General features: G+C 47.5%; 19 protein-coding genes and 1 other RNA gene. 9 read left to right on the plus strand and 11 right to left on the minus strand.

The window, feature by feature from the left end; translation table 11 throughout:
• Positions 1 to 114: 114 nt before the first annotated feature.
• Entirely contained in the window at positions 115 to 2,136 is a 2,022-nt protein-coding gene (locus QCB45_RS00005) for an EAL domain-containing protein (RefSeq protein WP_279418388.1), read from the minus strand.
• Position 2,137: 1 nt separating this feature from the next.
• The gene (locus QCB45_RS00010) at positions 2,138 to 3,019 is read right to left on the minus strand and encodes an ABC transporter substrate-binding protein (protein WP_279418390.1); all 882 of its coding nucleotides are present in this window, start codon (positions 3,017 to 3,019) and stop codon (positions 2,138 to 2,140) included.
• 449 nt (positions 3,020 to 3,468) lie between these two features.
• Between QCB45_RS00010 and QCB45_RS00015 the strand changes: the two genes are divergently transcribed.
• Together QCB45_RS00015 and QCB45_RS00020 are read left to right on the plus strand one after the other, a co-directional pair.
• Positions 3,469 to 6,093 carry an ATP-binding protein gene (locus tag QCB45_RS00015; protein ID WP_279418391.1) on the plus strand — a complete coding sequence of 875 codons (2,625 nt, stop codon included), beginning with the start codon at positions 3,469 to 3,471 and terminating at the stop codon, positions 6,091 to 6,093.
• 37 nt (positions 6,094 to 6,130) lie between these two features.
• Positions 6,131 to 8,512: an EAL domain-containing protein gene (locus QCB45_RS00020; protein ID WP_279418394.1), complete on the plus strand. Its 2,382-nt coding sequence runs from the start codon at positions 6,131 to 6,133 to the stop codon at positions 8,510 to 8,512.
• Positions 8,513 to 8,538: 26 nt separating this feature from the next.
• Here QCB45_RS00020 and QCB45_RS00025 read toward each other — a convergent pair whose 3' ends face one another.
• The 4 genes from QCB45_RS00025 to QCB45_RS00040 form a co-directional block, all read right to left on the minus strand.
• A complete protein-coding gene (locus tag QCB45_RS00025) occupies positions 8,539 to 9,138 on the minus strand; it encodes a hypothetical protein (RefSeq protein WP_279418396.1) in 600 nt (199 codons plus the stop codon).
• Between the two features lie 316 nt (positions 9,139 to 9,454).
• Positions 9,455 to 9,810, minus strand: a transfer-messenger RNA (tmRNA) gene (gene ssrA / locus QCB45_RS00030).
• Positions 9,811 to 10,002: 192 nt separating this feature from the next.
• Complete coding sequence (gene smpB, locus QCB45_RS00035) at positions 10,003 to 10,488, minus strand: SsrA-binding protein SmpB (RefSeq protein ID WP_279418397.1); 486 nt, start codon at positions 10,486 to 10,488, stop codon at positions 10,003 to 10,005.
• A gap of 84 nt (positions 10,489 to 10,572) precedes the next feature.
• Entirely contained in the window at positions 10,573 to 11,289 is a 717-nt protein-coding gene (locus tag QCB45_RS00040; RefSeq protein ID WP_279418398.1) for a hypothetical protein, read from the minus strand.
• Positions 11,290 to 11,516: 227 nt separating this feature from the next.
• Between QCB45_RS00040 and QCB45_RS00045 the strand changes: the two genes are divergently transcribed.
• Both QCB45_RS00045 and QCB45_RS00050 read left to right on the plus strand, forming a co-directional pair.
• Positions 11,517 to 11,948 (plus strand): type II toxin-antitoxin system RatA family toxin, encoded by a 432-nt coding sequence (locus QCB45_RS00045; RefSeq protein WP_279418400.1) that lies wholly within the window; start codon positions 11,517 to 11,519, stop codon positions 11,946 to 11,948.
• 13 nt (positions 11,949 to 11,961) lie between these two features.
• Positions 11,962 to 12,246 (plus strand): RnfH family protein, encoded by a 285-nt coding sequence (locus QCB45_RS00050; protein ID WP_279418402.1) that lies wholly within the window; start codon positions 11,962 to 11,964, stop codon positions 12,244 to 12,246.
• A 53-nt stretch (positions 12,247 to 12,299) separates the two neighbouring features.
• Here the strand turns inward: QCB45_RS00050 and bamE are convergent, their stop codons facing one another.
• Positions 12,300 to 12,701, minus strand: a complete 402-nt coding sequence (bamE, locus tag QCB45_RS00055; protein ID WP_279418404.1) for an outer membrane protein assembly factor BamE — start codon at positions 12,699 to 12,701, stop codon at positions 12,300 to 12,302.
• A gap of 101 nt (positions 12,702 to 12,802) precedes the next feature.
• Between bamE and fur the strand changes: the two genes are divergently transcribed.
• Positions 12,803 to 13,207, plus strand: a complete 405-nt coding sequence (fur, locus tag QCB45_RS00060; protein ID WP_279418405.1) for a ferric iron uptake transcriptional regulator — start codon at positions 12,803 to 12,805, stop codon at positions 13,205 to 13,207.
• A 75-nt stretch (positions 13,208 to 13,282) separates the two neighbouring features.
• Here fur and QCB45_RS00065 read toward each other — a convergent pair whose 3' ends face one another.
• Both QCB45_RS00065 and QCB45_RS00070 read right to left on the minus strand, forming a co-directional pair.
• Positions 13,283 to 13,627 (minus strand): hypothetical protein, encoded by a 345-nt coding sequence (locus QCB45_RS00065; RefSeq protein WP_279418408.1) that lies wholly within the window; start codon positions 13,625 to 13,627, stop codon positions 13,283 to 13,285.
• Positions 13,628 to 13,857: 230 nt separating this feature from the next.
• The gene (locus QCB45_RS00070; RefSeq protein ID WP_279418409.1) at positions 13,858 to 14,973 is read right to left on the minus strand and encodes an alanine--glyoxylate aminotransferase family protein; all 1,116 of its coding nucleotides are present in this window, start codon (positions 14,971 to 14,973) and stop codon (positions 13,858 to 13,860) included.
• 100 nt (positions 14,974 to 15,073) lie between these two features.
• Here QCB45_RS00070 and QCB45_RS00075 point away from each other — a divergent pair, with 100 nt between their 5' ends.
• The 4 genes from QCB45_RS00075 (at position 15,074) to QCB45_RS00090 (ending at position 20,504) form a co-directional block, all read left to right on the plus strand.
• A complete protein-coding gene (locus tag QCB45_RS00075) occupies positions 15,074 to 16,510 on the plus strand; it encodes an FAD-linked oxidase C-terminal domain-containing protein (RefSeq protein ID WP_279418410.1) in 1,437 nt (478 codons plus the stop codon).
• A complete protein-coding gene (locus QCB45_RS00080; protein ID WP_279418412.1) occupies positions 16,510 to 17,466 on the plus strand; it encodes an FAD-binding protein in 957 nt (318 codons plus the stop codon). The genes QCB45_RS00075 and QCB45_RS00080 overlap by 1 nt, the downstream gene beginning before the upstream one ends.
• Before the next feature lie 12 nt (positions 17,467 to 17,478).
• The gene (glcF, locus tag QCB45_RS00085; RefSeq protein ID WP_279418413.1) at positions 17,479 to 18,663 is read left to right on the plus strand and encodes a glycolate oxidase subunit GlcF; all 1,185 of its coding nucleotides are present in this window, start codon (positions 17,479 to 17,481) and stop codon (positions 18,661 to 18,663) included.
• Positions 18,664 to 18,827: 164 nt separating this feature from the next.
• Positions 18,828 to 20,504: a formate--tetrahydrofolate ligase gene (locus tag QCB45_RS00090; protein ID WP_279418414.1), complete on the plus strand. Its 1,677-nt coding sequence runs from the start codon at positions 18,828 to 18,830 to the stop codon at positions 20,502 to 20,504.
• 121 nt (positions 20,505 to 20,625) lie between these two features.
• Here the strand turns inward: QCB45_RS00090 and recN are convergent, their stop codons facing one another.
• Both recN and QCB45_RS00100 read right to left on the minus strand, forming a co-directional pair.
• Complete coding sequence (gene recN / locus QCB45_RS00095; protein ID WP_279418418.1) at positions 20,626 to 22,293, minus strand: DNA repair protein RecN; 1,668 nt, start codon at positions 22,291 to 22,293, stop codon at positions 20,626 to 20,628.
• A 14-nt stretch (positions 22,294 to 22,307) separates the two neighbouring features.
• The gene (locus tag QCB45_RS00100) at positions 22,308 to 23,186 is read right to left on the minus strand and encodes an NAD(+) kinase (RefSeq protein WP_279418421.1); all 879 of its coding nucleotides are present in this window, start codon (positions 23,184 to 23,186) and stop codon (positions 22,308 to 22,310) included.
• Between the last annotated feature and the right edge of the window lie 64 nt (positions 23,187 to 23,250).

Consider the following 23,250-nt stretch of genomic DNA (forward strand, 5'->3'; position numbering starts at 1 on the left):
AACTTGAAAGGGGGCTTAATGCCCCTTTTTTATTGTCCGGAAATTCTGTTAGAAAAACGAACAGGCCTGTTCAGTTTAGGGTGAAAAGGTTGGCGTGTGATTGGAAGTAAAGGTTTAGTCGTTCCAGTTGGCTATTTTGCAAACGTCGGCTTGGTGTGTTTTGTAGAAGCCTTCAAAGTCGGTGACTGGCAGCGGTTTTGAACAGTAGTATCCTTGACAAAGCTTACAGCCTACTTGTTTGAGGTAGAGAGATTGTTCTCTGGTTTCTACCCCTTCCGCAATGACGTCCATATCGAGGGTTTGTCCCATTTTTACGATGGTTTCAAGGAAGATGGCTCCTTCGGTGGTATTGAAGTCGTCCACAAAGGTTTTGTCTATCTTGATGCTGTCGATCGGGAATTTCTTGAGGTAGGAGAGCGAGGAATAACCGGTTCCGAAATCATCCAGAGAAATACTGATACCGTTGTCGTGAATCATATTCAAGGTATTCAGGTTGTTATTGGTCTGATCCAGGAACAGGTATTCGGTGATTTCAAATTCGATTTTGGCTGGGTCGACTTGAGTTTCTTCCAGTAACGCTTTGAATTTCTTTTCAAAGTTGTCATCGAGCAATTGCTGCGTGGCAACGTTGATGGCAATTGAAATGTCGATCCCTTTGGCCTGCCAGGCTTTTTGCTGGTACATCGCCTCGCGCATGACCCATAAGCCGAGTTCGACGATGAAGCCGTTCTCTTCCGCAAGTGGAATGAAGTCGTTAGGCGGGATGATGCCGTCAGTGCGTGTCTGCCATCGGATCAGGGCTTCCGCTCCGACAATCTCACCCGTTTTCATGTCTATCTTAGGTTGATAGTAAAGCTGGTATTCTTCATGTTCGAGTGCCCGGCGCATGGCTTTATCCATGGCGATGCTCTTTTTGACTTCGGCGTTCAGGCGTTCTGTGAAGAAGTGGTATTGAGCACGTCCTTTTTTCTTGGCTTCATACATGGCGATGTCGGAATGCTGCATCAGGGAAATGATGTCCGTTCCGTCTTTCGGGTAGAAGGCAATACCGACACTGCTCGTAATGTTGATCGGATGGGTTTGAACCACCCAGGTGATACTTAATCGATTCTGAATTCGTTCGATGATGTTGGTCAGCTCGCTCATCGAATGATACTCTTCAAGCACGATAACGAACTCGTCACCGCCGACACGCGCAACGAAATCATTGGCACGCAACACTTCAGCAATGGTCGAAGCGACGTTTTGCAGAAGTTCATCCCCGATATGGTGTCCTAAAGCATCGTTAACGGTTTTGAAGTTGTCCAGGTCCAGAAACAGATAAGCGAATTCCTTGTTGGTGCGCGATGCGTTGGCAATGAGTCTTTTGAGATGTTCGTTTAATGCGTTTCGGTTGGCAAGGCCGCTCAAGGAGTCGGTACGAGCCATTTTATAGAGTTCTTTCTGCTCCGCGTCCAGGCGAGTGAACGTTTGAACCATCGATGAACGGATCGCTTCCAGCTCTTTGACTTTAAACGCTTTTGGAATGAAGCTCTGGTAATAGGCGTATTGGCGCAATTTTTCCAAAGGGTTTCCGATAAACAGCTTGAGAATGATCCAGATGAGGAAGATGCTTAGCGCCGGTAAAATTCCAAAGTAGGTGAAAAATTTGGTTTTATTGTAGCTGAGAGAATATTCGATCTCGTCTTGATCCAGCAGGAAGAGAAGGGATAGTTTCTTCAGGTGCTCACCTTCGTAGAAGCGGACGATGCCTTCCAGTCCGACTTTTTGAGTCAATTGTTCATAGGCGGATTTCGCGTGATGGTTGTATAGAGGGCTTTTGGTTATGGCCTTTCGGTAATGCGGATCCGTCGTCAGTAGGACCTCTTCGTCGTCAAGAATGATGATGGCTTTGATGAAGTCGTTGTTGGAAGCTGCCCGGTCAAGAAATGCGCGTGAACTTTGGATATTTTGTTTTTCGGTGATGTTCTTGGATAAGACGTAACTGATTTCGGACATATCGTCCTGAAGTGTTCCCAGAATCACCGAAGCGGTTTGTTCACGTTGATCAAGGTAGTAGTCTGAGAAAATCGAATATAAAACGCCTAGCAAAAGAAAAATAATCAGCAGTATGAACTGCTTAATGTTCAGAAGCATGTCAGATCAGCCCTCTTGTCGGAAAGTTGGCTTCACGCATACGTTCTTTCAGTTTTGGATCGATGCTTTGGTTGATCCATATGATGTCGTTCAGAGAGTGTAGGAATTCTTCGTAGCTGACTTCCAGCATATAAGGTTTGACGGTTTCGTAGAATTCGCGCGGGTTTTGTTTGAGAACGTCGACCGCATCGCTGACCAGCTTTTTCAACTGGATGAACTGGTCTTTGTGTTTGTGGAGAACATCTTCGGTCGTGAAAAGAGCGTCTACAACCAGCAGGTCCAGTCCATTTTTGGTGGAGGCGATTTCGTTGAATCCCTGTTTTTCTAAATCGATATTGTATGGGTTATAGGTGATGATGAGGCTGGGTCTTTTGGTGTTCTTAGCTTCGAGCGTTGAAATGTTTGCCTGATCCTGGTTGATGTAGTTGATGTTTTTTTCATACAGTCCGTGCAGCTTGATGAAGTCTTTCAACAAGGTGCTGTTAATGGAATCCATTTCAAGGTAGGCGTCGATTGTTTCATCGGTATTTTTCAAAGCCTCGATGGAAACGTTGCTCATTATGATGTCTCCGCCATAAGAGCGATCGAACATCATAATCGGTAACAAGGACGAGTCTTGTGGGGACAGGATACTGTATTCATATTGTGTACCGACGTAGGCATCGGAGTTACCGGACTGGTAAAGGTACATGTTTTCGCTTAGAGAGACAACATGAAGAAGCTTTATGTTTAAAGGCTTTAGCCAACCTTTTTCTTTAGCGTAGTAAAGAGGGGAGTAACCGATCCAGGTTGTCGCTGAAATTTTAAGTTTTTCAGGTTGACTTGAGGAGCAGGAAGTCAGAAGAAGGACGATACTAAAAAAGAGGGCAATTTTTTTGATCATGTTAAGCGGTCTTTTTAGGGTTTAAAAGGAATGGCTCGTCACACCTTGGTATTTCCATTTCCTTTGTATGGAATAAGTTTCTTATCATGCATCATACCATAGGCTTTGTTATTAGCGGAATAGTATATTTAACAATCTCTCCGTAAGCCCTTACTGGCCATGAAATTGGTGAATTGGGATAAAATTTTTTATTTGAAAACAATGAAATAAATGTGGTATTTGTAAAAAATATTGATTATTGTGTGCTAAAAAGATTGATTTTTATCTATCTGTTTTATGGCAAGTATAGATAAGTTTCTTATTTACTTGTTCGTGTTGAAAACTGAAGAGGCAGAACTTTTCCACTGGTTTCCGAAAATAGGCCTTTAAACACAAGCCGTTGTACATTGCGTTTTAAGTAACAAGGATGGCTCTTAAAATTGTATAAGAAGATAGAAACCTCTCGGTTAATGTTATTTTTGGTTTTTGCTGTCCTTGCGATTCTGATGGCGACGGTATTTTATATTGATCGTGAATTGCGTTTTGAGCAGCAGAAGACCCTAGAGAAGCAATTGGTGGAAGACGCTGCACGATCGATTGTCAATGACATCAACGAGGTTTACGCCGATCTGCATTACCTTAGCCAGCAGAGCACGGCAAAAGACTTTCTTCTTGATCTTCCCGACGTTTCTTTGAGTGAGTTATGCCAAGAATATCTGACTTTTTCCAAAGATGAAAAACATTATTCCCAGATTCGCCTTCTGGATGTATTTGGTCAGGAAATCGTACGCATAGAGCGTGAAAACGACCATTCTTTTCGAGTTAATTCAGACAAGCTACAGAATAAATCCGACCGTTATTACTTTCGTGAAGCGGAAAAGCTTAATGTTGGTGAGGTATTTCAATCGCCTTTTGACTTGAATGTAGAACACGGTGAAATTGTGATTCCGTATAAGCCGACCATTCGTTTTGTAACCCCGGTTTTGGGGTATGGAGGCGAAATAATCGGTTACATGGTTTTCAACTATGACGGTTCGGCACTGCTTCAAAATTTACGTAAGTTGTCCGAAAGTACTTCGAGTTCTTCGCTTTTCATGCTCAATAAAGACGGTTACTTTTTGTACGGTGCTTCGGAGGACCGTTTTAATTGGGGGTTCATGCAAGGTGAGATGAATGCTCAGAATAATATGAGTAAACAAAACCCTGACTTATGGTCCGAAATTAATGAAAAGACAGAGGGGTTCGTTACTCAAAAGCATAAGGAACTGTATACCTTTACGCGGATCTGTTCAGAGAACAAGTGCGGTTTGAAATCGAATGACACCTCATTGGGCATTCCGTTCAAGGCATCGGATTTGCCTTGGTTCATTGTTGCGAAATCTGAGTCGAATTGGGTTTATGGTTCGGATTTTACATGGCAGAAGCAATGGCCTTTTATCGTAGCCGCACTTTTGTTCGTTGTGGCTTTTCTCTCTTTTGTGGTTTCGAGTCGTTTGTCGAATACCGTCCAACGTCTGGCAAATCGGGAGCGTGCTTTAGAGCAGAGCAAAAACACATTTCGGACCTTATTTGATTTTGCTCCGGACAGTATTTGCATCGTTAACCCTCAAGGGATCATAGAGATGGTCAACCATCAGGCTCGTAAGTTGTTTGAAAAAAAGCCTGAGGAGCTGGTTGGTCAAGATTATCGAAATATTATGCCCGAAAACATGCAGGCGAAGTTCAAGTCGCTTGAGGGGCGTTTGAAAAGTGAAGGTGAGGTGATAGAAGATTCAGGCGACGGCATATTGCGTTATCAGCGCTCGAAAGGTGATGAGCGATTGCTGGAAATGATTGTTTCTTCAGTGGAGATTGAAGATCAACCTATGGTTTTAGTATTGATCCGGGATTTGACCGAAAAGATTAAAACCGATAATCAGCTCAGGCAAGTGCAGAAGCTTGAATCTTTAGGAAGGTTGACCGGAGGTGTGGCGCACGATTTCAATAATTTACTGGGTATCGTCATCGGTCAGCTTGACCTTTTGGAGAGAGGTATTGACGATCGTGAAAAAACGATCGGAAGGGTGAATAAGGTTCGTAAGGCCGCGTTATTGGCGTCAGACCTGACCCAGAAACTGTTGGCCGTCTCAAGAAAACAGGCGTTGAAATTCGAACCCGTTAACCTCAATGAGTTGCTGGATGATGTGGTCGACATGTTGCATCGTACCATGAAAGATCACATCACGATTCAGTCGGAAATCGCCGAAAATCTACCGATTGTTGAAGCAGACTCCAGTGAGTTGGTCAATGCTTTGATCAATCTGGCGGTGAATGCCAAAGATGCCTTGCAGGACGGTGGGGAAATCTATATCGGGGCGGAAGTCGTCGGGGCTGGTGAAGTCTGTTCACAGGGGCCTGATGAAGCGATCTTGCCGGGGGACTATGTTTCGATCGAAGTGGCTGACAACGGCACCGGGATTCCGGCATCCATATTAGAACGGATTTTGGAGCCTTTTTTCTCAACCAAACCGAAAGAAAAGGGCAGCGGGTTGGGGTTGTCGATGGTCTATGGCCTTATCAAACAAGTAAAAGGACATCTTTGTATCGAAAGTGTGGAAGGTAAAGGTACTTCAGTCCATCTTTATTTACCGGTAATGGCGGATTCGAAATTGGAATCGTTTGATAAGCCGGTAGAAGAAGTCATGTTGGAATCGATTCTGGCAGAGGAGGAGATGGGGATTAGGCGACTTCTGGTCATTGATGATGAAGAAGATCTGCTGGAAGTGACTGAAGCCTATTTGAGTCAGGCGGGTTACCAGTGTGTGACCGCACGGAGTGCGGATGAGGCATGGGGTATTCTGGAAAATGGCGAACGCTTTGATCTTGTCGTTTCGGATGTGATCATGCCCGGACATTTGGACGGTTTTGAATTGATGAAGAAAATGCAGAAAGAGGGAATTGGGCTTCCTTTCGTTTTTGTCAGCGGTTTTTCTGAAAGCCTTTTGGACTTACAACATGACCGAGTACAAAATAGTGGCTTTATCTTAATACATAAGCCCTTTACAAAACAGCAGTTAGTGGAAGCGGTTAAGGAGCTGTTGAGCATTGCAGTTTGAGTAAGCACTTAAGTTGTTGATAACAAGAGGTGGGAAGATGAATGTTCAAGTTTTAATCATGGATGATGAGAGTGAATATGGCGAATTGATTTCGGACATTGCGGAATCGATGAATCTGAAAGCCGTGGCATCGACAGATGGTAATCAGTTCGAGGAGTTGATGACTGATGATGTTCAGCTTGTGTTTCTTGATCTTCATATGCCGGAGCGTGACGGCATCGAATTGTTGAGGGTTCTGTCGGATCAGGGCTATCAGGGCGGCGTGGTTTTGATGAGTGGTTTTGATGAGGCGGTACTCTCAACGGCGCACGAGTTGGCGGAAAAGCATGGACTCAATTTGAGGGAGCCGTTGACAAAGCCGTTTAGGATGCAGCAGATTGTCGATGTATTCAATAATGAAAACCTCAGTCCGGCCAACGCTGACCACGGCGTTGACCTGAATTCGGAAGTGGTTGCTCTTTTGCCCCCGGAAGAGCTTCAGGCGGCGATTGATGAAGGCCGTATCATAATGCACTATCAGCCTCAGGTATCACTGAAAACCTATCAGGTTATCGGTTTTGAAGCGTTGGTACGTCTGGTCGATACAGAGGGAGCGCTCGTCTACCCCGACCACTTTATCCTGACGGCTGAACAGTCTGAATTGATTGACCAGCTAACTGAAATCGTCATTGAGCAGGTGTTGGACGATTATTCGAGTGAGCTAAAGAAATTTGGTCCGGTGACGGTTTCCATTAATGTGTCTGCGTTGAACCTTAAGGATCTGAATTTTCCGGATCGTTTGAATCAGGCCGTTAAGGATCGTGATATCGATGCCAGAAACATTGTGGTGGAAATCACCGAAAGCAGTGTGTTTTCCGACGAGAAGACCAATCTGGATATTCTGACCCGTTTGCGGTTAAAAAACTTTAAGCTGTCTATTGACGATTTTGGTACCGGCGCAGCGGTGCTCGACTATATCAAGCGTTTTCCGTTTACGGAGTTAAAGATTGACAAGTCGTTCATCGATAATCTATTGAGTAACTATAAAAATCAACTGCTCGTCAAAAACACCATTGAGATTGCACACGGTCTTAACATGGACGTGGTGGCCGAAGGCGTGGAAGATTGGGAGACGGTCCAATACCTGAAATCGGCCGGATGCAATCTTGCACAAGGGTATTATTTTTCCCGGCCGTTACCATTGCAGGAACTGATTGAATCCTTGACGCAAAGCGATCACAACAACCAAGCCAGTATTTATCGGGAATTGGACATCAAGACGGCCGAATTGGTGACTTTGAAACCCGATCAACCTGAGGATACGAAACTCAAGGAAGTGATTGATCAGTTGATTCAGAATCCGGGCAATATTTCGACCCTTTACCATGATCCGGTCATATCCATTTTGCTGCCTCTGACCGGGCCTCTTGCAATGGTTGGCCAGAGTTTGCTTACCGGGTTGCGGACCAGTATCAGTGCATACAATAATGCCAATTCCGAACGGAGCCTGGATTTTGAAGTCTATGACACCAATTCCAAAACGGATCGACTGGTGCAGTTGACTAAGAAGACCATCTCCCAAAAGAGTATGGGACTGATGGGGTGCATTTTTCCGTTGGGCGACGTGGAACGGGTGGTTCGGTTACTGAACCAAACTCGAAAGCCGATGCTTTCTCCTTATGCAGGCTGCAGTTTGCTCCGCCAGTCTGGCTATACGAATATCTTCAACAGTAAGGCGAGCTATCTGGATGAATTGGATGCGATTCTTCAAGTGATGGAAAAAGAGGGCGGCGATTGTGCCATGATCTATCCGCCAACCATCGTCGGCAATCGATTGAAAAACCATGCGGCCAAGCAAATGAAGAACATGCACTTCATCAAACATAACCAAATGCACACCTGCGATGACTTTCTTAAGGATTTGAAGAAGAAAGACGTTGATAACCTGCTGGTGATTGGCTCCCACGCACTGCTTTCAAGTGTGGTTAACAAATATCAAAAATTGAAGCCAACGGCCTATTTTTACGGTATCTCCCTAATCAGTCCGAGCGGGATGCAGAACTTGCTGTCCGATTCGCAAAAGAACGTCTTCTTGAGTACGCCGATACCGGACATCAAAAGCGACACGCCTGTTGCCAGAAAGTTTCGTGAAAACCTGGAGGAAGCCGGAATGGATGTGGCCAGCCGGTACGTGAATACGATCTCTTTAGAGGGCTTTATTTCCGGAGAGGTCTGGCTGCCATTATTGCAAGGTTTTCACGAAGAAGGTGGTGACTTGACCGTTTCACAATACTTGAACCGAAAATTGCGTGAAACCAGTAATATCGGCCATGATCTGGATATTCCGATGCAGTGGAACGAAAGTGAACGACAACTTGTTTCGCCGATTAACATCATCCGTTACCACGAAGGTTCTTGGAACCATTTCAAGACGGTTTGAATTTTAAGAGAATCACCAGCCGCCTTTTATATAACGTCTATTCCATCGTTTCGTAGTAAGTCCCTGATGGCTCGTGGGTCATAGTGTTGGGTGGAATGAAGGTAATCTGACACCTGTTTTGAAATTATTTCCGCCAAATGTGGTTTTTTGGCTTTTTTCAATAGCGCGGCAATTCTGGGTTCGATGCTTTCCGGTGTCATGTTTTCTGTGTTAAGTGATTCATTTGGCTCCAGATTAAACCGGTCTCTTTCAATCTCTTTGCACAGGGTCCAAATTGCAAATTCGACCGCTTCCATGTATTTTTTTTCGTTTTGTAGAAATATCCGCATTTGATTGGCGATTTCCACTTGGGAAAAAACGTCTATATATTTGAGCGTTAAGCGATTGAGTTCTTTCCAACCTTCTTCATTACGTTCTGCCAGCTGTAGGTACATAGGCAGTCTAAGACGTTCTTTGATGGTCAGATTTTCCGCACCTTCCGCTTGATAGGCTTCCTGTAGCTTTTCACAGGCTAAATCGTATTTATTTTCTTTTTTGAGCGAGGTGGCCTGTTTTAGAAGTTCTTTCGTGGTGTTTTCTGATTCGTTGGTAGTTGGAGTGCTGTTAGCGGAAGCGGGTGTTTCCACTTTCAACTCGGGTTTGGATGACGAAAATAGGCTTTTTATGAATTTCAACACGTTATTAATCCTTCAATAGAGCCAGGAATTAGAATCCATTCTATTCCTTGTTATCTGACTTTCGCTGAAAAGACCGGAACATTGTTTTCATTGTTCTTCTTCTGTCTAGAAAACTATAACGCAAAGAAGATACAAGTCCATGTTTATTTTGAAAAATATACGTTTACGGATAAAAGTAGAAAGCCGGGTTTGGCTAAATAGTCGTCATGCAAGTGATGGATAATGAAGAATTGTGTTTAGCTGATGTATTCAACTAATTTGTATTTGGTGGAGATGGGCGGAATCGAACCGCCGTCCGGAAAGCATCCAATTAGAACTCTACATGTTTATTTGGTCTATTAATTTAACTTAGTGCTGCCCGACCAGCAGGGATCACGCTAAGCGAGTTTGTAAAGTTTAACGCCAGGCACCCAAACACGTACCTTACGCGATCCTATGTAAGTCGATACAGCAACAGGGGCCATAGGCAACGGGCCTGAGCTGCACAAGCGGGAATTAAGCCGCTAGAGCGTAGTTATCGTCGTTTGCAACTATAACTGTTTGAACTAAGATTTACGTGCATTGTTCGGGCACGACATGCATCCTAAGCTTCAGTCTCCCCGTCGAAACCAGTACATCCCCGAATAGAGAAATACGTCAATTTGACGTTGTTCAAAACCAACAGGCCTGTTCAAAATGAAAGGACGGTCTGTTTTGAAAGAGAGAAACCTAAAATTTAAGGTTTCCAGATTTTAAAAGAGCGTTTGCTTGATTCGACCGCGATTTGATCGCCGTTTGATCGCCGTTTGATCAGGCTGTGTATTATATAGGGTTTTAACGTGTGGTTTTCAAGATTCTTTGTTTGTCTCGGTTCCATTCACGTTCTTTTTCGGTTGCGCGTTTGTCGTGCAGTTTCTTACCTTTCGCCAGTCCGATGTCGCACTTGACCTTGCCGCCGCTGCTCCAGTGCATGTTCAGTGGCACGATGGTGTAACCGCCGCGGTCAACCTGTCCGATTAGACGGTCCAACTCACGGCGGTGCAACAGTAGCTTACGCAGACGTAACGGGTCGTGTGCAGTGTGAGTCGAAGCCGTGATTAACGGAGTGATCTGGGCACCGAACAGGTACGCTTCGTTGTTCTTTAAAAGGACGTAACTTTCCTTGATGTTAACTTTTCCGGCACGGATGCTTTTGATTTCCCAGCCTTCCAAAGACAGTCCCGCTTCATGCACTTCTTCGATGAAGTAGTCGTGACGCGCTTTTTTGTTTTGCGCGATCTGGCTGGAATTATCTTTTTTGTTCGAACTCTTTTTCGCCATAGTGGGTAAAACAACCGTAAATTAAATTCTGCTTTAAATGGGTGCGTATTATATCAGTCTACAATCCGAGCGTTAAATTTATGATTAGTCGATTAGTTTTCTACCGGTCAGGCAGAAATCGATCACGGATTCCGGAACGGCTTGTTGCATCCGTTTGATGTCCAGCTCAAAATCCCGGTCGGGCGCGTTGCGACCGTCAAGTTCCATTCGAAGCGGTTGGCTGTTTTGCAATGCTCGGTTCAAAAGTTCGAAGGTGTCTTCGGATTCGTCGGTGTTGGTGGCACCGCGGAAGCTCGGCATTTCCTGATAATTGAAGGTGAAGTAGAAACTCATTCCCAACAGGCCTGGTGACTTTTCAACGTCGGTTTTGAAGAGTTTGGTTAGATGGTTGTTCTGTCCGCCGACCAGTATTTCCATGCGTTTGCTTTTGCCATCGGTGGAAATTTTAAGATCGTGTTTGGCGTTGTAGACAAAACCGTGTTTGGCGAAAGAAGCGGCGGCGTTGGCTAAGGTTTCATCGGAATCTTTGAGTTTGTCTTCCTGTTCGAGATATTGCACGCTGAAGTTGGTGTAGTAGGGGCGGCAGCGGAGAAGAAAGGCCGGTTGTTTTGAAAAGTCTTTGGGGATGTAGAGAATTTTGGCTTCGTCGATCTTGTCGGTGAAGTCGTCGGCGGTGTAGTTGACCACGAAACTGTCTTTAATCAAGCCGCCCGATTCGGGTGGGTTTTCGATTTCCTGATACTCGCCGGCTACGGCGTTGAATGCACTACATAATAAGCCAATGGCAATCAGATGTTTCATGTCGACCCTCTCTACATTGAAGTGGTTTCATAAGTCTTTGATCGATTATAGCGTAATATTCGAATATTTCACGGCCACACTCTTCGAGTCGTCCGGCTTAGCTTTGGTATAATCCTGCTATTCGGATTTCGCCGTCTGTCGAAGCGCCATGTGATGAGTGGAGGGCTTTACGATGGACTCCGGCGATTAAATTGTGAAACCTTTTTAAATGAAACCAGCTGCAATATATGAAAAAAATCACAAGAACGGCCTTACTTCCTTATTCGGCACGACAGGTGTTCGATCTGGTCAATGATGTGGCTTCGTACCCTCAATTTCTACCTTGGTGTGGTGGTGCTGAGGTGATTTCGCAAACCGAACTGGAGATGGAGGCTAAGGTGACTATTGCCAAAGCGGGCATCAAGCAGACATTCACAACCCGTAATCATCTGGTTCCGGGAGAGCGAATCGAGATGAATCTGGTGGATGGCCCTTTCAAAGCTTTAAAAGGCGAATGGCAGTTTAAAGTGTTGGACGTTGATGCCTGTAAGATCAGTTTTGAAGTTGAATTCGAAGTGAATAGCGGGCTGTTGAATGCGGCGATCGGTCCGATTTTTGAGCAAATTGCCAATACTTTGGTGGACGCGTTTTGTGAACGTGCTAAGCAGGTCTATGCCTGAACGGAGAGAGGTTATGCGAATAGAAGTGGCTTACGCTCTCCCGGAAGAGCAATATTTATTCGAGCAGCAGGTAGAAGAAGGCTGTACCGTCGAGCAGGCGCTTAAGGCTTCCAAACTTTTGCAGGAATTTCCGGATTTGAATATCGAAAAGGTCGGTATTTTCGGCAGACAGGTTCCGTTGGAGACGGTTTTGCGTGAAGGCGATCGAATTGAGGTTTATCGTCCCTTGAAAGTCGATCCGCGCGACAGAAGACGTCAGCAGGTTGAAAATGAGCGGCGTCAGAAAAAAGAGGATTAGGATGTTTTTGTTGCCGTGACGATTGAAGCGTCACGGTAACAGGCATCTAGAGGTTAGCTGCCGTTGAAGGGGAAAGCTTCGTCGGAGATTTCCCATGACTCGATCATCTGGTCGGCATCAAAGTTGATCGTCAGGCGCTTGACGGCATCCGGATGGAAGTTGTCGTCAGTGGTATAAAACGCATAACTCCAGTGGTTCGGGTTGAATGGATCTTCACCAATTGGCGGTCCGAACAGCTGTCTGGCTTGGTCTTTGGTCAGACCTTCCTGAAGCAGTCCGACGGATTCTTGCGAAATGATTGTGCCTTGCGTCAAGGTGGCCTTATAAGGCGATAGGATCGAACAGCCGGTTAAAACACTACCTGACAAGCTCAGCGCTAAAAACAATTTAAAAGGTTTCCGGGCGCTAAGTAGAGCCGCATTAAGAACGGAGTTCATGATAGGAGTCATTTTCATTAATATTCTAGTTGGCTCAAAAATGGTTTATTATACACGCTATCCGTGAGATGTGGATGCGTCGAAAACAGAATAATAACGTATAAGGAATTGAGGTTCAAATGAGCGGAGCAGAGCTGAAGAAAAAGGGCTTGAAGGTCACTTTGCCGAGATTGAAGATTCTTGAGATTTTGGAAAGCGCGGGTGAAGATCATCACTTGACCGCGGAAGACGTTTACAAGATATTGTTGGATCAGGGGGAAGAAGTCGGCTTAGCGACGGTTTACCGAGTACTCACGCAATTTGAACAGGCCGGAATTGTTCGACGTTTGAACTTCGAGAACAATATCTCGATTTTTGAATTGGATACCGGCGACAACCATGACCATCTGGTTTGCTTGAAAACCGACAAGGTCAAAGAGTTTGTGGATCCGGTGATCGAGGAGCGCATCAAAGAGATTGCCAAAGAGAATGGTTACGAGCTTTCCGGCCATAATCTTGTGATTTACGGAACCTTGCCGGAATAAGCTTCGGTTTGACACACAATGAGAACAGCATAAAAAGCAGCCACTGGCTGCTTTTTTGTTTTTGGCGTAATCAGATTAGGTGTCAATCAAAGAGACACTGGTGAAGCCCGTATTCTTCTCTATGTTGAACATGACCTCGCAATATTCGTTTTGTTCGTCCTGTGGTGTCGGGTCGTCGGCACAACTGCAACCGGAAATGATGCCGGTGTAAAAGAGTCCCGCTTTTACAAAAATACTGTCTGCATCCTCGTCGGTATTCAATACAACCACCTTAAAATCATCGAACAATGCATAGCTCGATAAAGACAAACCAGCCTGTAACGGCAGTTTTGTGCCGTCCAGTCGTTGTACTTCCGCAATAAACCGAGGTTTGAAATCGGCGGAGTTCCAGGCTTTTATGGAATCGGTGAGTTGGATCATATTGAAGCATTTCCTGCTTGGATTATTCGGGCCAGGCTGTTGAACCTGATTCATTGTGTGCCGTCAGAGTAGGTCCCGGAGCGCTTAAAGGCAAGAGTTCGGGCATAAAAAAACCGCTCGACCGAATTAACATGCAATGCGGAGGAGCGGTTCTTTACAAAACCCGTCTTTTGAAACCGAACAGGCCTGTCCGGTTTATTTGAACGGGTTTTTAGGTCAAGCGGGAACGCTTATTTGCCCAATACCTTTTTCAAGGCAGACAAGCAGAATAGTACATTCTCTTCTTTAGCCGAGAAGCCCATCAAACCGATACGCCATACTTTGCCGGCGAAATCGCCAAGACCGGCACCGATTTCCAAGTTGTAGGTATTCAACAGTTCCGAACGAACCGCTGCGTCGTCGAAGCCTTCCGGAATCCAGACAGAGTTCAACTGCGGCAAGCGAATCGCTTCGTCAACCACGAAGCTGATGCCCATTTCTTCAAGGCCGGCTTTTAGTTTTTCATGCATCGCAGCGTGACGTGCCCACGAGTTTTCCAAACCTTCTTCTTTAAGCATCACCAACGATTCGTGCAATCCGTAAAGTGCGTTGATTGGTGCCGTATGGTGATAGGCGCGTTTGGCGCCTTGGCCCCAGTAGCCCATAACAAGGTTCAAATCCAGGAACCAGCTCTGTACTTTGCTCTTACGGTTGCGGACTTTATCCAAAGCGCGCTCGTTGAAACTTACCGGAGAAAGGCCCGGAGTACAGGATAGACACTTCTGAGTACCGGAATAGATCGCATCGACTCCCCATTCGTCTACCTTAAGAGGAACACCACCCAGTGATGTTACTGCATCGACGATGGTCAGGCAGTCGTATTTATGAGCGATGTCGCAGATCGCTTTGACGTCTGAACAAGCACCGGTTGAGGTTTCAGCGTGAACGAATGCAACGATTTTTGCATCGCTATGCTCTTTCAATGTTGCTTCGACTTTCTCAGGAGAAACCGCAGTTCCCCAGTCGTCGTGTACTTCAACGCAGATACCGCCAGTACGTTCGACGTTTTCTTTCATTCGCATACCGAATACACCATTGATGCAGACCACTACTTTATCGCCCGGCTCGACCAGGTTGGCGAAACAGGTTTCCATACCGGCGGAACCAGGAGCCGAAACCGGCATAGTCATTTCGTTTTCAGTTTGGAACGCATACTTTAACAGGGTTTTTACTTCGTCCATCATTCGAACGAATTCAGGATCCAGGTGACCGATAGTCGGACGAGCCATGGCTGAAAGAATTCGTGGGTGGACATCGGAAGGGCCAGGCCCCATTAAAGTTCGGATAGGTGGATTGAATGATTGCATAGCGTTCAATTTTTCCTTAATTTGAGGTTCTTACTATCTATTTAGTAGAGTGAATAAAAAATTGGGTGAAACTTGATTTAAATCAATTATAATCCCAACCATGAGTGTTATACAAGAACTGATACAAACGTTACCGAGCGGTAGCGTGATTGCGGACACAGAGCAATGCGCGCCTTATGAATGCGACGGTTTGTCGGCCTATCGACAGAAACCACTCGCAGTCGTGCTTCCTAATAATATAGAGGAAGTACAGGCCGCTTTGAGAATTTGCAAAAAACATAAAACGCCTGTCATTACCCGCGGTTCCGGAACCGGGTTAGCTGGCGGCGCTTTGCCTCATTCCGACGGAATCGTGCTTGGTCTTTCCAAGATGAACCGTATTCTGCATATCGACCATCTGGCGCGTACTGCCGTGCTTCAGCCCGGTGTTCGAAATATTTCGGTGACCCAGGCCGTTGAACCTTATGGCCTTTATTATGCACCGGATCCGTCTTCTCAGGTCGCCTGTTCAATTGGCGGTAACGTGGCCGAGAACTCCGGCGGTGTACACTGTCTTAAATACGGTTTGACCGTTCATAATGTCCTGTCCATCACTGTCGTGAATATGGAAGGCGATATTCTGGTACTTGACGAAAAAGACGACGGCATCGATCTGTTGGCGTTGCTGAATGGCTCGGAAGGGTTGCTTGGTGTGATCGTTGAAGTCAAGGTCAAGCTGCTTCCTAAACCGGATACCGCACAATTAGTCATGGCCGGATTCGACTCGGTCACGGAATGTGCCGACGCGGTGACCAGTGTGTTGGAACGCGGAATCATTCCTGCTGGTTTAGAGATGATGGACAAGTTCTCCATCAAAGCGGCCGAAGAGTATGCCCGTGTCGGTTATCCGCTGGACGCCGAAGCTTTGTTGTTGTGCGAAGTGGACGGCAGTTTCGACCAGGTGAAGGTGGACACTCAGCGAATCGCCAAGATTCTCGAAAAAAGCGGGGCGACCACAATCAAGGTTTCGCATAACGAGGCGGAGCGCATCGCGCTTTGGCAAGGGCGTAAAAATGCCTTCCCGGCAGTCGGTCGCTTTTCTCCGGATTATTACTGTATGGATGGAACCATCCCGCGTAAGCGACTGGCTTATGTATTGGAGCAGATCGAAAAGCTTTCTCAGAAGTATGAGCTCGAAGTGGCGAACGTCTTCCACGCCGGTGACGGTAACTTGCATCCGCTGATTCTTTATGATGCGAACAAGCCGGGTGAATTGGAGGAAACTGAAAAGTTCGGAGCCGAAATCCTCAAGCTGTGTCTGGATGTTGGCGGAACCATTACCGGGGAACACGGTGTAGGTGTCGAGAAGTTGGATTCGATGTGCCACCAGTTTGCGACGCCGGAGTTGGAAATCTTTCATGCAATTAAAGGGGTGTTTGACGACACCGAACTGATGAACCCAGGAAAGGCTGTGCCGACCCTGCACCGTTGTGCGGAAGTGGGGCAAATGCATGTGCATAACAATCAGTTGCCTTTCCCGGAGTTGGAGCGTTTTTAATGAGCGATTCGTTTAGCAATCAATTGTCGGACCAGATTAAACAGGCGGTGTCCGAAAAGCGCACCTTGCAGATTACGGGTAATAAGACCAAGGTGCCGTTGACGGAAGGTGCTGAGGAGATCTCTTTGGCCGACAATGCCGGTATTGTCGCTTATGAGCCGTCCGAACTGGTGGTAACGGTTAAATCGGGCACCAAACTGACCGATTTGAAAGCGATATTGGCCGAGCGTAACCAGATGCTGGGCTTTGAGCCGCCGGATTACGGCGATTCGACCATAGGTGGAACCTATGCCTGTGCCTTGACCGGACCGTCACGTCCGTTCCGTGGTGTATTGCGTGATTTTGTGCTCGGCACCAAAATGATTGACGGGCGCGGCCAGCAATTGAGGTTCGGCGGACAGATGATCAAAAACGTCGCCGGGTATGACGTTTCCAGAATGATGGCGGGTTCCAAAGGATCAATGGCCGTGATCACCGAATTAAGCCTGAAGGTGATTCCGTTGGTGGAAGAAGTCACCTACTGTAAAGAGATGCCGGAAGACGAAGCGATCATTCTCATGAACAAGATGGCGGGTACGACCTTGCCGTTGTCCGGATGTGCGTACTATGAAGGTTACTTTTATTATCGTGTGTTCGGGGAGCATGCCAAACAGGATGCGATCCAGTGCGACAACAGTGTCTGGCTGACGTTAAATCCGTTTCAGCCTAAGCTTGAAGCTGGGCAGAAGCTATGGCGAGTCGATACCGAAGGCCCTGCGCCGTCGATTCCAAACACCATAGCTGTCGGTATGTGCGGACAGCGCCGCTGGGTGGTCAGCGATGAAGCGCCGGCACCATACTCAACACTGTGGCAGAGTTATTTCGCGCCACGTCATAACGACACCGCTCCGATTTCAAAGATTAAAGCAGGGTTAAAACAGGTGTTTGATCCACATAATGTGTTCAAACCTCTTTAATATTCAATTTTTATGCAAACTCATATTCCAGTCGATTTATTGAAAACCCCTACGGGCAAAACCGCAGACCAGATTCTGCGCTCGTGCGTGCACTGTGGATTCTGCCTATCGGCCTGTCCGACCTACGGCATCCTTGGGGATGAACTCGATTCGCCGCGAGGCCGCATCTACCTGATCAAAAATGCCTTGGAAGGCAAGCAGGTCACTGCCAACTCTTTGGTTCATCTAGACCGTTGTCTGACCTGTCGCTCCTGCGAAACTACCTGTCCATCGGGTGTGGAGTATGGTCATTTGTTGGACATCGGGCGTGAATTCATCGAAGAGAAAAGCCCTCGACCTTTGCCTCAGAGACTGTTCCGCTGGACGCTACGTAAGACGTTGACGACACCGAAGTTGTTCAACTTTTTGATTGCGTTATGGCCGTTTGCGAAACACTCCAAAGCCGATCTAAAACTTGAACAACTGTTAGAAGCTGCAAAAGCGGAAACGCATCCAAAGCAGGTGTTGCTGGTTTCCGGTTGCGTTCAGCCGACCTTGGCACCGAACATTAATCTGGCGACGCGTAATGTCCTGCACCGTTTGGGGATCGGCGTGATCGAAACTCCGCAAGAGCAGTGCTGTGGTGCTGTGGATCACCACCTTTCGGGAATGGAAGACGCCTTGGCTAAGGTCAAGCGCAACATCGACGCCTGGCTGGCGGAGTTGGATCACGGTGCAGAGGCAATTATTTCGAATGCCAGCGGCTGCGGGGTGATGATTAAGGATTACGCTCACCTATTGAAGGACGATAAGGTCTATGCTGAAAAGGCGAAGCGTGTGGTCGAACATACCATGGACATTTCCGAGTACCTGCTGAATCAGGACTTGAGCATCTTCAAGCGACAGTTGGGTGATAAGATCGTGTTCCAGTCGCCGTGCACGCTGCAACATGGTCAGAAACTCTCGGGCGTGGTTGAAAAAACGCTTATCGATCTTGGTTTCAGGCTTGGAACGGTTCAGGATTCGCATCTATGCTGCGGTTCCGCCGGAACCTACTCGATTACCCAGAAGAAACTTTCTCACGAGTTGCGTGACAATAAGCTGAACAATCTGTTGCAGGATGAACCGGATGTGATTGTCACCGCAAACATCGGTTGCCTGATGCATCTGCAGAATGGGACCAATACTCCGGTCAAGCACTGGATTGAACTTTTATAAAACATTCACGAAATCATCGGATTCGAAAGTTCGGAACTTGGTAAACTTCGAATGAATCCGGATGCTCTTGGAATGAAGAATTTCACTCGGTCATTGGAGGCTGAGTAAGAAAGATTACACTCGATCATCGGGGATCGAGCAAGCAAGGCTACAAAGGAAGATTTATGTCGGACATTGAAATTGCACAAAACGCAAACATGAAACCTATCATCGAATTGGCGCACCAGTCATTCGGGATTCCCGCAGAGCACTTGGACCCCTATGGTCATTACAAAGCCAAATTGTCGTTGGACTATGTCGATAACCTTTCGCACCGTCAGGAAGAGGGTAAGCTGATTCTGGTGACCGCCATCAGTCCTACGCCGGCCGGAGAGGGGAAAACCACGACCACGGTCGGTTTAGGAGATGCCCTGAATCGCATAGGCAAGAAAACCATCATGTGTCTGCGTGAACCGTCTTTAGGACCGTGTTTCGGCATGAAGGGCGGGGCCGCTGGCGGCGGTTATTCGCAAGTGGTGCCGATGGAAGACATCAACCTACATTTCACCGGTGATTTCCACGCAATCGGCGTCGCTCACAATTTATTGGCGGCAATGATCGATAACCATATCCATCAGGGTAACGCCTTGCAAATCGATTTACGCCGAATCAAATGGAAGCGCGTTGTGGACATGAATGACCGTGCACTGAGAGACATTACTGTTGGTCAGGGCGGACCGGCCAACGGTTTCCTGCGTGAAGACGGGTTCGATATCGTAGTCGCTTCGGAAGTCATGGCGATTCTCTGTCTGGCGACCAATCGTGCCGACCTGAAAGAGCGTCTCGGTCGAATCATCATCGGTTACAAAACGGATGGTGTGACGCCGGTCTATGCCAGTGATCTTAAAGCACACGGGGCTATGGCGGCTTTGTTGAAGGACGCAATCAAACCGAATCTGGTTCAGACCTTGGAAAACAATATTGCCATTGTTCATGGCGGGCCTTTTGCCAACATCGCCCACGGCTGTAACTCGGTGACTGCGACCAAAACCGCACTGAAACTGGCGGACTATGCCGTGACCGAAGCCGGATTTGGTGCCGATTTGGGGGCGGAGAAATTCCTTAATATCAAGTGTCGTTCATCCAAGCTTGTGCCGTCGGCCGTGGTATTGGTCGCGACAGTGCGTGCTTTGAAATATCACGGCGGCGTCGCCAAGGACCATCTGAATCAGGAAAATTTGGAAGCGTTGGAGATCGGTTTCGCAAACCTTGAGCGCCACTTGCGTAACGTTACCGTTAACTATGGTTTGCCGGCAGTGGTATGTGTCAATCACTTCACTTATGACACGGACGAAGAGACCGCGTTATTAGTGAAGAAGTGTGAAGCTCTGGGCGTGAAGTGCGTGGTTTCCAAACACTGGGCTGAAGGCGGAGCCGGGGCCGAGGAGCTGGCGCGCGAAGTGATCGATATTGTTGATAATCGAGAGCCGGGCTTTGAATACCTGTACGACGATGAGTTGCCGATTTGGGAGAAGATTGAAACCATCGCTACACGTTTGTACGGTGCGAAAGAGATTACTGCCAGTGTTAAGGTGCGCGATGAAATCGCCCGTTTGCAGGAGAAATACGGCGACTTGCCGATCTGCATGGCGAAGACGCAGATGTCTTTCTCAACCGATCCGACAGCCAAAGGGGCGCCGGATGATCACACTGTCGAGATCAGTGAGGTCAAACTTGAAAACGGTGCCGGTTTCATTGTCGCGATTGCCGGCAATATGATGACTATGCCGGGGTTGCCGAAAGTGCCGACGGCCGAGAAAATTGATATTTCCGACGACGGAGTCATTACAGGCTTGTTCTAAAAACAGCTGGATTTCGGAGTTTGAAAACTAAACAGGCCTGGGTTAAAACCAGGCCTGTTTGTTTTTGGAAGGGCATTTTGTGCTTCAAGCCAGAGGTGGCTTGAATCGTGATTTGAACCGTTTAAGCGCTTTTTTGTTGTGCGTCTTTGAGCATTTCCTGCGCATGACTTAGGGTTTGATCGGTGATTTTCAATCCGCCCATCATGCGAGCCAGCTCCTCGACACGGCCCTGTTCGTCCAACTCGACGACTTGGGTGAAGGTCTGTTCACCCTCGGTCTGCTTGGAAATGTGCAGATGGCTGTGGCCGTGAGAAGCGACTTGAGCCAGGTGGGTGATGGATAGAATCTGTTTGTGCTCGCCAAGCTGGCGCATTTTCTGGCCGACCACTTCGGCGATGCCGCCGCCGATACCGACATCGACCTCGTCAAAGATGAGAGTAGGTAGGCTGGCGACTTCGGCTGTCGCAACCTGGATCGCCAAACTGATACGCGACAATTCACCGCCCGAGGCGACCTTGCTTAAAGCCTGTAATGGCTGGCCTTTGTTGGCGGTGACCAGAAATTCCACTTTGTCGGTTCCGTTGACGCTGGCGTTGTTATCGTTAAGTTCAACCGAGAACTGGCCGTTCGGCATGCCCAGTTGCTGCATGCCTTCGGTAACGATCTTGGAAAGTTTGGTGGCGGCCTTTTTTCGTGAAGCGCTGAGCGCTTTGGCCGCTTTTTCATAATCTGACCAGGCCTGTTCGATTTGCGATTTCAGCTCGTCGATCGAATGGTCGGACTGTTCCAGGTCTTCCAAAGACTGTTTGATTTGCTGTTGTTTTTCAATCAGTTCTTCCGGATCGATGTTGTATTTCTTTGCCAGTGCGAACAGTTGCGATAAGCGTTCCTCGATGGTTTGTAGATAAAGAGGATCGATATCGACCGACTCGGCGTGGCTCTGAATCTCGCTGGCGGCTTCCTGCGCTTCAATCAGTGCGCTGTTGAGTTGAGCCAGGGTGGCTTCCAGTGCAGGACTGAAATCGATGATGTTCTCGATGGCGTGAATGGCCTGGTTCAGCCCGTCGGTCGCCCCTTGTTCACCCTCGATGGCTTCATAAGCATGCTGGCAAGCCTGTTTGATTTCACTGGCGTGGGACAGTTTGCTTTGTTCTTCCGAAAGTTCGGCGAATTCGCCTTCCAGTGGAGCGGTTTCTTCAAATTCGTTGAATTGAAATTGCAGCAGTTCCAGTTTGCTTTGGTAGTCCGCCTGATCTTCCAATAGATGGTCAAGCTGTTGCTTGAGGCTTTGCCAATTTTTGTAATGGGTTTTGGTCTGTTCAATCAGTTCCGGATGAGCGGCATAGGCGTCCAGCAGTCCTAGCTGTTTGTGTGTACTGAGCAGTGACTGGTGTTCGTGCTGGCCGTGGATGTCGATCAGCAGGTTACCGATGCTTTTCAATTGGCTTGCCGGAATCGGGCGACCATTGATATAAGCCTTGGAACGGCCTTCCGAAGTGACGGTTCGACGCAGGTAACACAGCTGGTCGTCGTCGAGGTCCTGTTCGACCAACCAGGCCTGAACGTGTGGTAGATGTTCCACATCGAACAGGGCGCTCACGTCGGCACGGTCTGTGTTGTGGCGAACCAGTCCGCTGTCGGCGCGTTCGCCCAGTGCCAATCCGAGTGCGTCCAATAAAATCGATTTACCCGCACCGGTTTCCCCTGTGAGTGTGCTGAATCCGTTGTTGAAGTTCAGCGTAAGTTTTTCAATTAACGCTAAGTTCTGAATCGAAAGTTCTTGCAGCATGGATGGGTAGCTTCCTATAGTTTATCGCCCCAGCGAAGTTTGGCTCTGAGTAGTTCGAAGTGATCATGCCCTTTAGGGTGTAACATTTTAATGAACTTCGGGTTTCTTGTCACAAAGGTACGGTTGACCGCCGAGATGTCGTGCGTGATCTGACCGTCGCAGATGATCTGAGCGACGCCGTTGCAGTCCTCGTGTGGACGCAGTTCGACCTGACTTTTTCCCGAAATCACGTAAGGACGTGTGCTCATGGTGTGCGGGTTGATCGATACCAAAGAGATCGCATCCAGATCCGGATCCAGGATCGGACCGCCGGCGGAAAGCGCGTAGGCGGTTGAACCGGTCGGCGTGGAGATGATCATACCGTCGGAACGCTGGCTGTTGAGGAAACGGCCGTCGACGAAGGTTTCGAACTCAATCATTCGCGGCGAGTCGGTTTTGTGGATGACCACGTCGTTAAAGGCGCGCTGTTCGAAGACGACGTCACCATTTTCATCGATGATGGAGACCTTCAACAGGTTGCGTCGTTCCTCTTCGTAGACGCCAGACAGGATTTCGTCTAACGCGGTAATCATATTTTCCGGTGAGATGTCAGTCAGGAAGCCGAGGCGTCCCAGGTTGATTCCAAGAATCGGAACTTCGTCCTCGACAATGCAGCGAACTACGTCCAAGAAGGTTCCGTCCCCCCCGACGACAATTGCCAAGTCGATTTTCTTGGAGAGTTGTTCACGCGGTACGATCTCGATGTTGTATTTTTCGCCTGGGAAATTGTGGCACGAGGTGTCGTCTAGGTAGATGGTTTTGGATTTCGACTGTAGAAACTGAATTAAGGTCTCAATATTGTCCCAACATTGAGCTCCTGAATATTTGCCAAAAATACCGATTTTTTGAAACATCTCTTATGCTACCCATACAAGAAAAGTCGCTTCGGGTCTTGAATAACCTGTTTTCGATCTTATA

The sequence above is a fragment of the Thiomicrorhabdus sp. ZW0627 genome, assembly GCF_029767005.1.
Classification (GTDB): domain Bacteria; phylum Pseudomonadota; class Gammaproteobacteria; order Thiomicrospirales; family Thiomicrospiraceae; genus Thiomicrorhabdus.

What these genes read in the sequence shown, in the direction of transcription:
- bamE (WP_279418404.1), bottom strand. Translation starts at nt 12,701, where the DNA reads ATGAAAATGACTCCTATCATGAACTCCGTTCTTAATGCGGCTCTACTT.
- QCB45_RS00075 (WP_279418410.1), top strand. Translation starts at nt 15,074, where the DNA reads ATGAGTGTTATACAAGAACTGATACAAACGTTACCGAGCGGTAGCGTG.
- QCB45_RS00100 (WP_279418421.1), bottom strand. Translation starts at nt 23,186, where the DNA reads ATGTTTCAAAAAATCGGTATTTTTGGCAAATATTCAGGAGCTCAATGT.
- recN (WP_279418418.1), bottom strand. Translation starts at nt 22,293, where the DNA reads ATGCTGCAAGAACTTTCGATTCAGAACTTAGCGTTAATTGAAAAACTT.
- QCB45_RS00065 (WP_279418408.1), bottom strand. Translation starts at nt 13,627, where the DNA reads ATGATCCAACTCACCGATTCCATAAAAGCCTGGAACTCCGCCGATTTC.
- smpB (WP_279418397.1), bottom strand. Translation starts at nt 10,488, where the DNA reads ATGGCGAAAAAGAGTTCGAACAAAAAAGATAATTCCAGCCAGATCGCG.
- glcF (WP_279418413.1), top strand. Translation starts at nt 17,479, where the DNA reads ATGCAAACTCATATTCCAGTCGATTTATTGAAAACCCCTACGGGCAAA.
- QCB45_RS00015 (WP_279418391.1), top strand. Translation starts at nt 3,469, where the DNA reads ATGTTATTTTTGGTTTTTGCTGTCCTTGCGATTCTGATGGCGACGGTA.
- QCB45_RS00090 (WP_279418414.1), top strand. Translation starts at nt 18,828, where the DNA reads ATGTCGGACATTGAAATTGCACAAAACGCAAACATGAAACCTATCATC.
- QCB45_RS00080 (WP_279418412.1), top strand. Translation starts at nt 16,510, where the DNA reads ATGAGCGATTCGTTTAGCAATCAATTGTCGGACCAGATTAAACAGGCG.
- QCB45_RS00045 (WP_279418400.1), top strand. Translation starts at nt 11,517, where the DNA reads ATGAAAAAAATCACAAGAACGGCCTTACTTCCTTATTCGGCACGACAG.
- QCB45_RS00010 (WP_279418390.1), bottom strand. Translation starts at nt 3,019, where the DNA reads ATGATCAAAAAAATTGCCCTCTTTTTTAGTATCGTCCTTCTTCTGACT.
- QCB45_RS00050 (WP_279418402.1), top strand. Translation starts at nt 11,962, where the DNA reads ATGCGAATAGAAGTGGCTTACGCTCTCCCGGAAGAGCAATATTTATTC.
- QCB45_RS00020 (WP_279418394.1), top strand. Translation starts at nt 6,131, where the DNA reads ATGAATGTTCAAGTTTTAATCATGGATGATGAGAGTGAATATGGCGAA.
- QCB45_RS00070 (WP_279418409.1), bottom strand. Translation starts at nt 14,973, where the DNA reads ATGCAATCATTCAATCCACCTATCCGAACTTTAATGGGGCCTGGCCCT.
- fur (WP_279418405.1), top strand. Translation starts at nt 12,803, where the DNA reads ATGAGCGGAGCAGAGCTGAAGAAAAAGGGCTTGAAGGTCACTTTGCCG.
- QCB45_RS00005 (WP_279418388.1), bottom strand. Translation starts at nt 2,136, where the DNA reads ATGCTTCTGAACATTAAGCAGTTCATACTGCTGATTATTTTTCTTTTG.
- QCB45_RS00040 (WP_279418398.1), bottom strand. Translation starts at nt 11,289, where the DNA reads ATGAAACATCTGATTGCCATTGGCTTATTATGTAGTGCATTCAACGCC.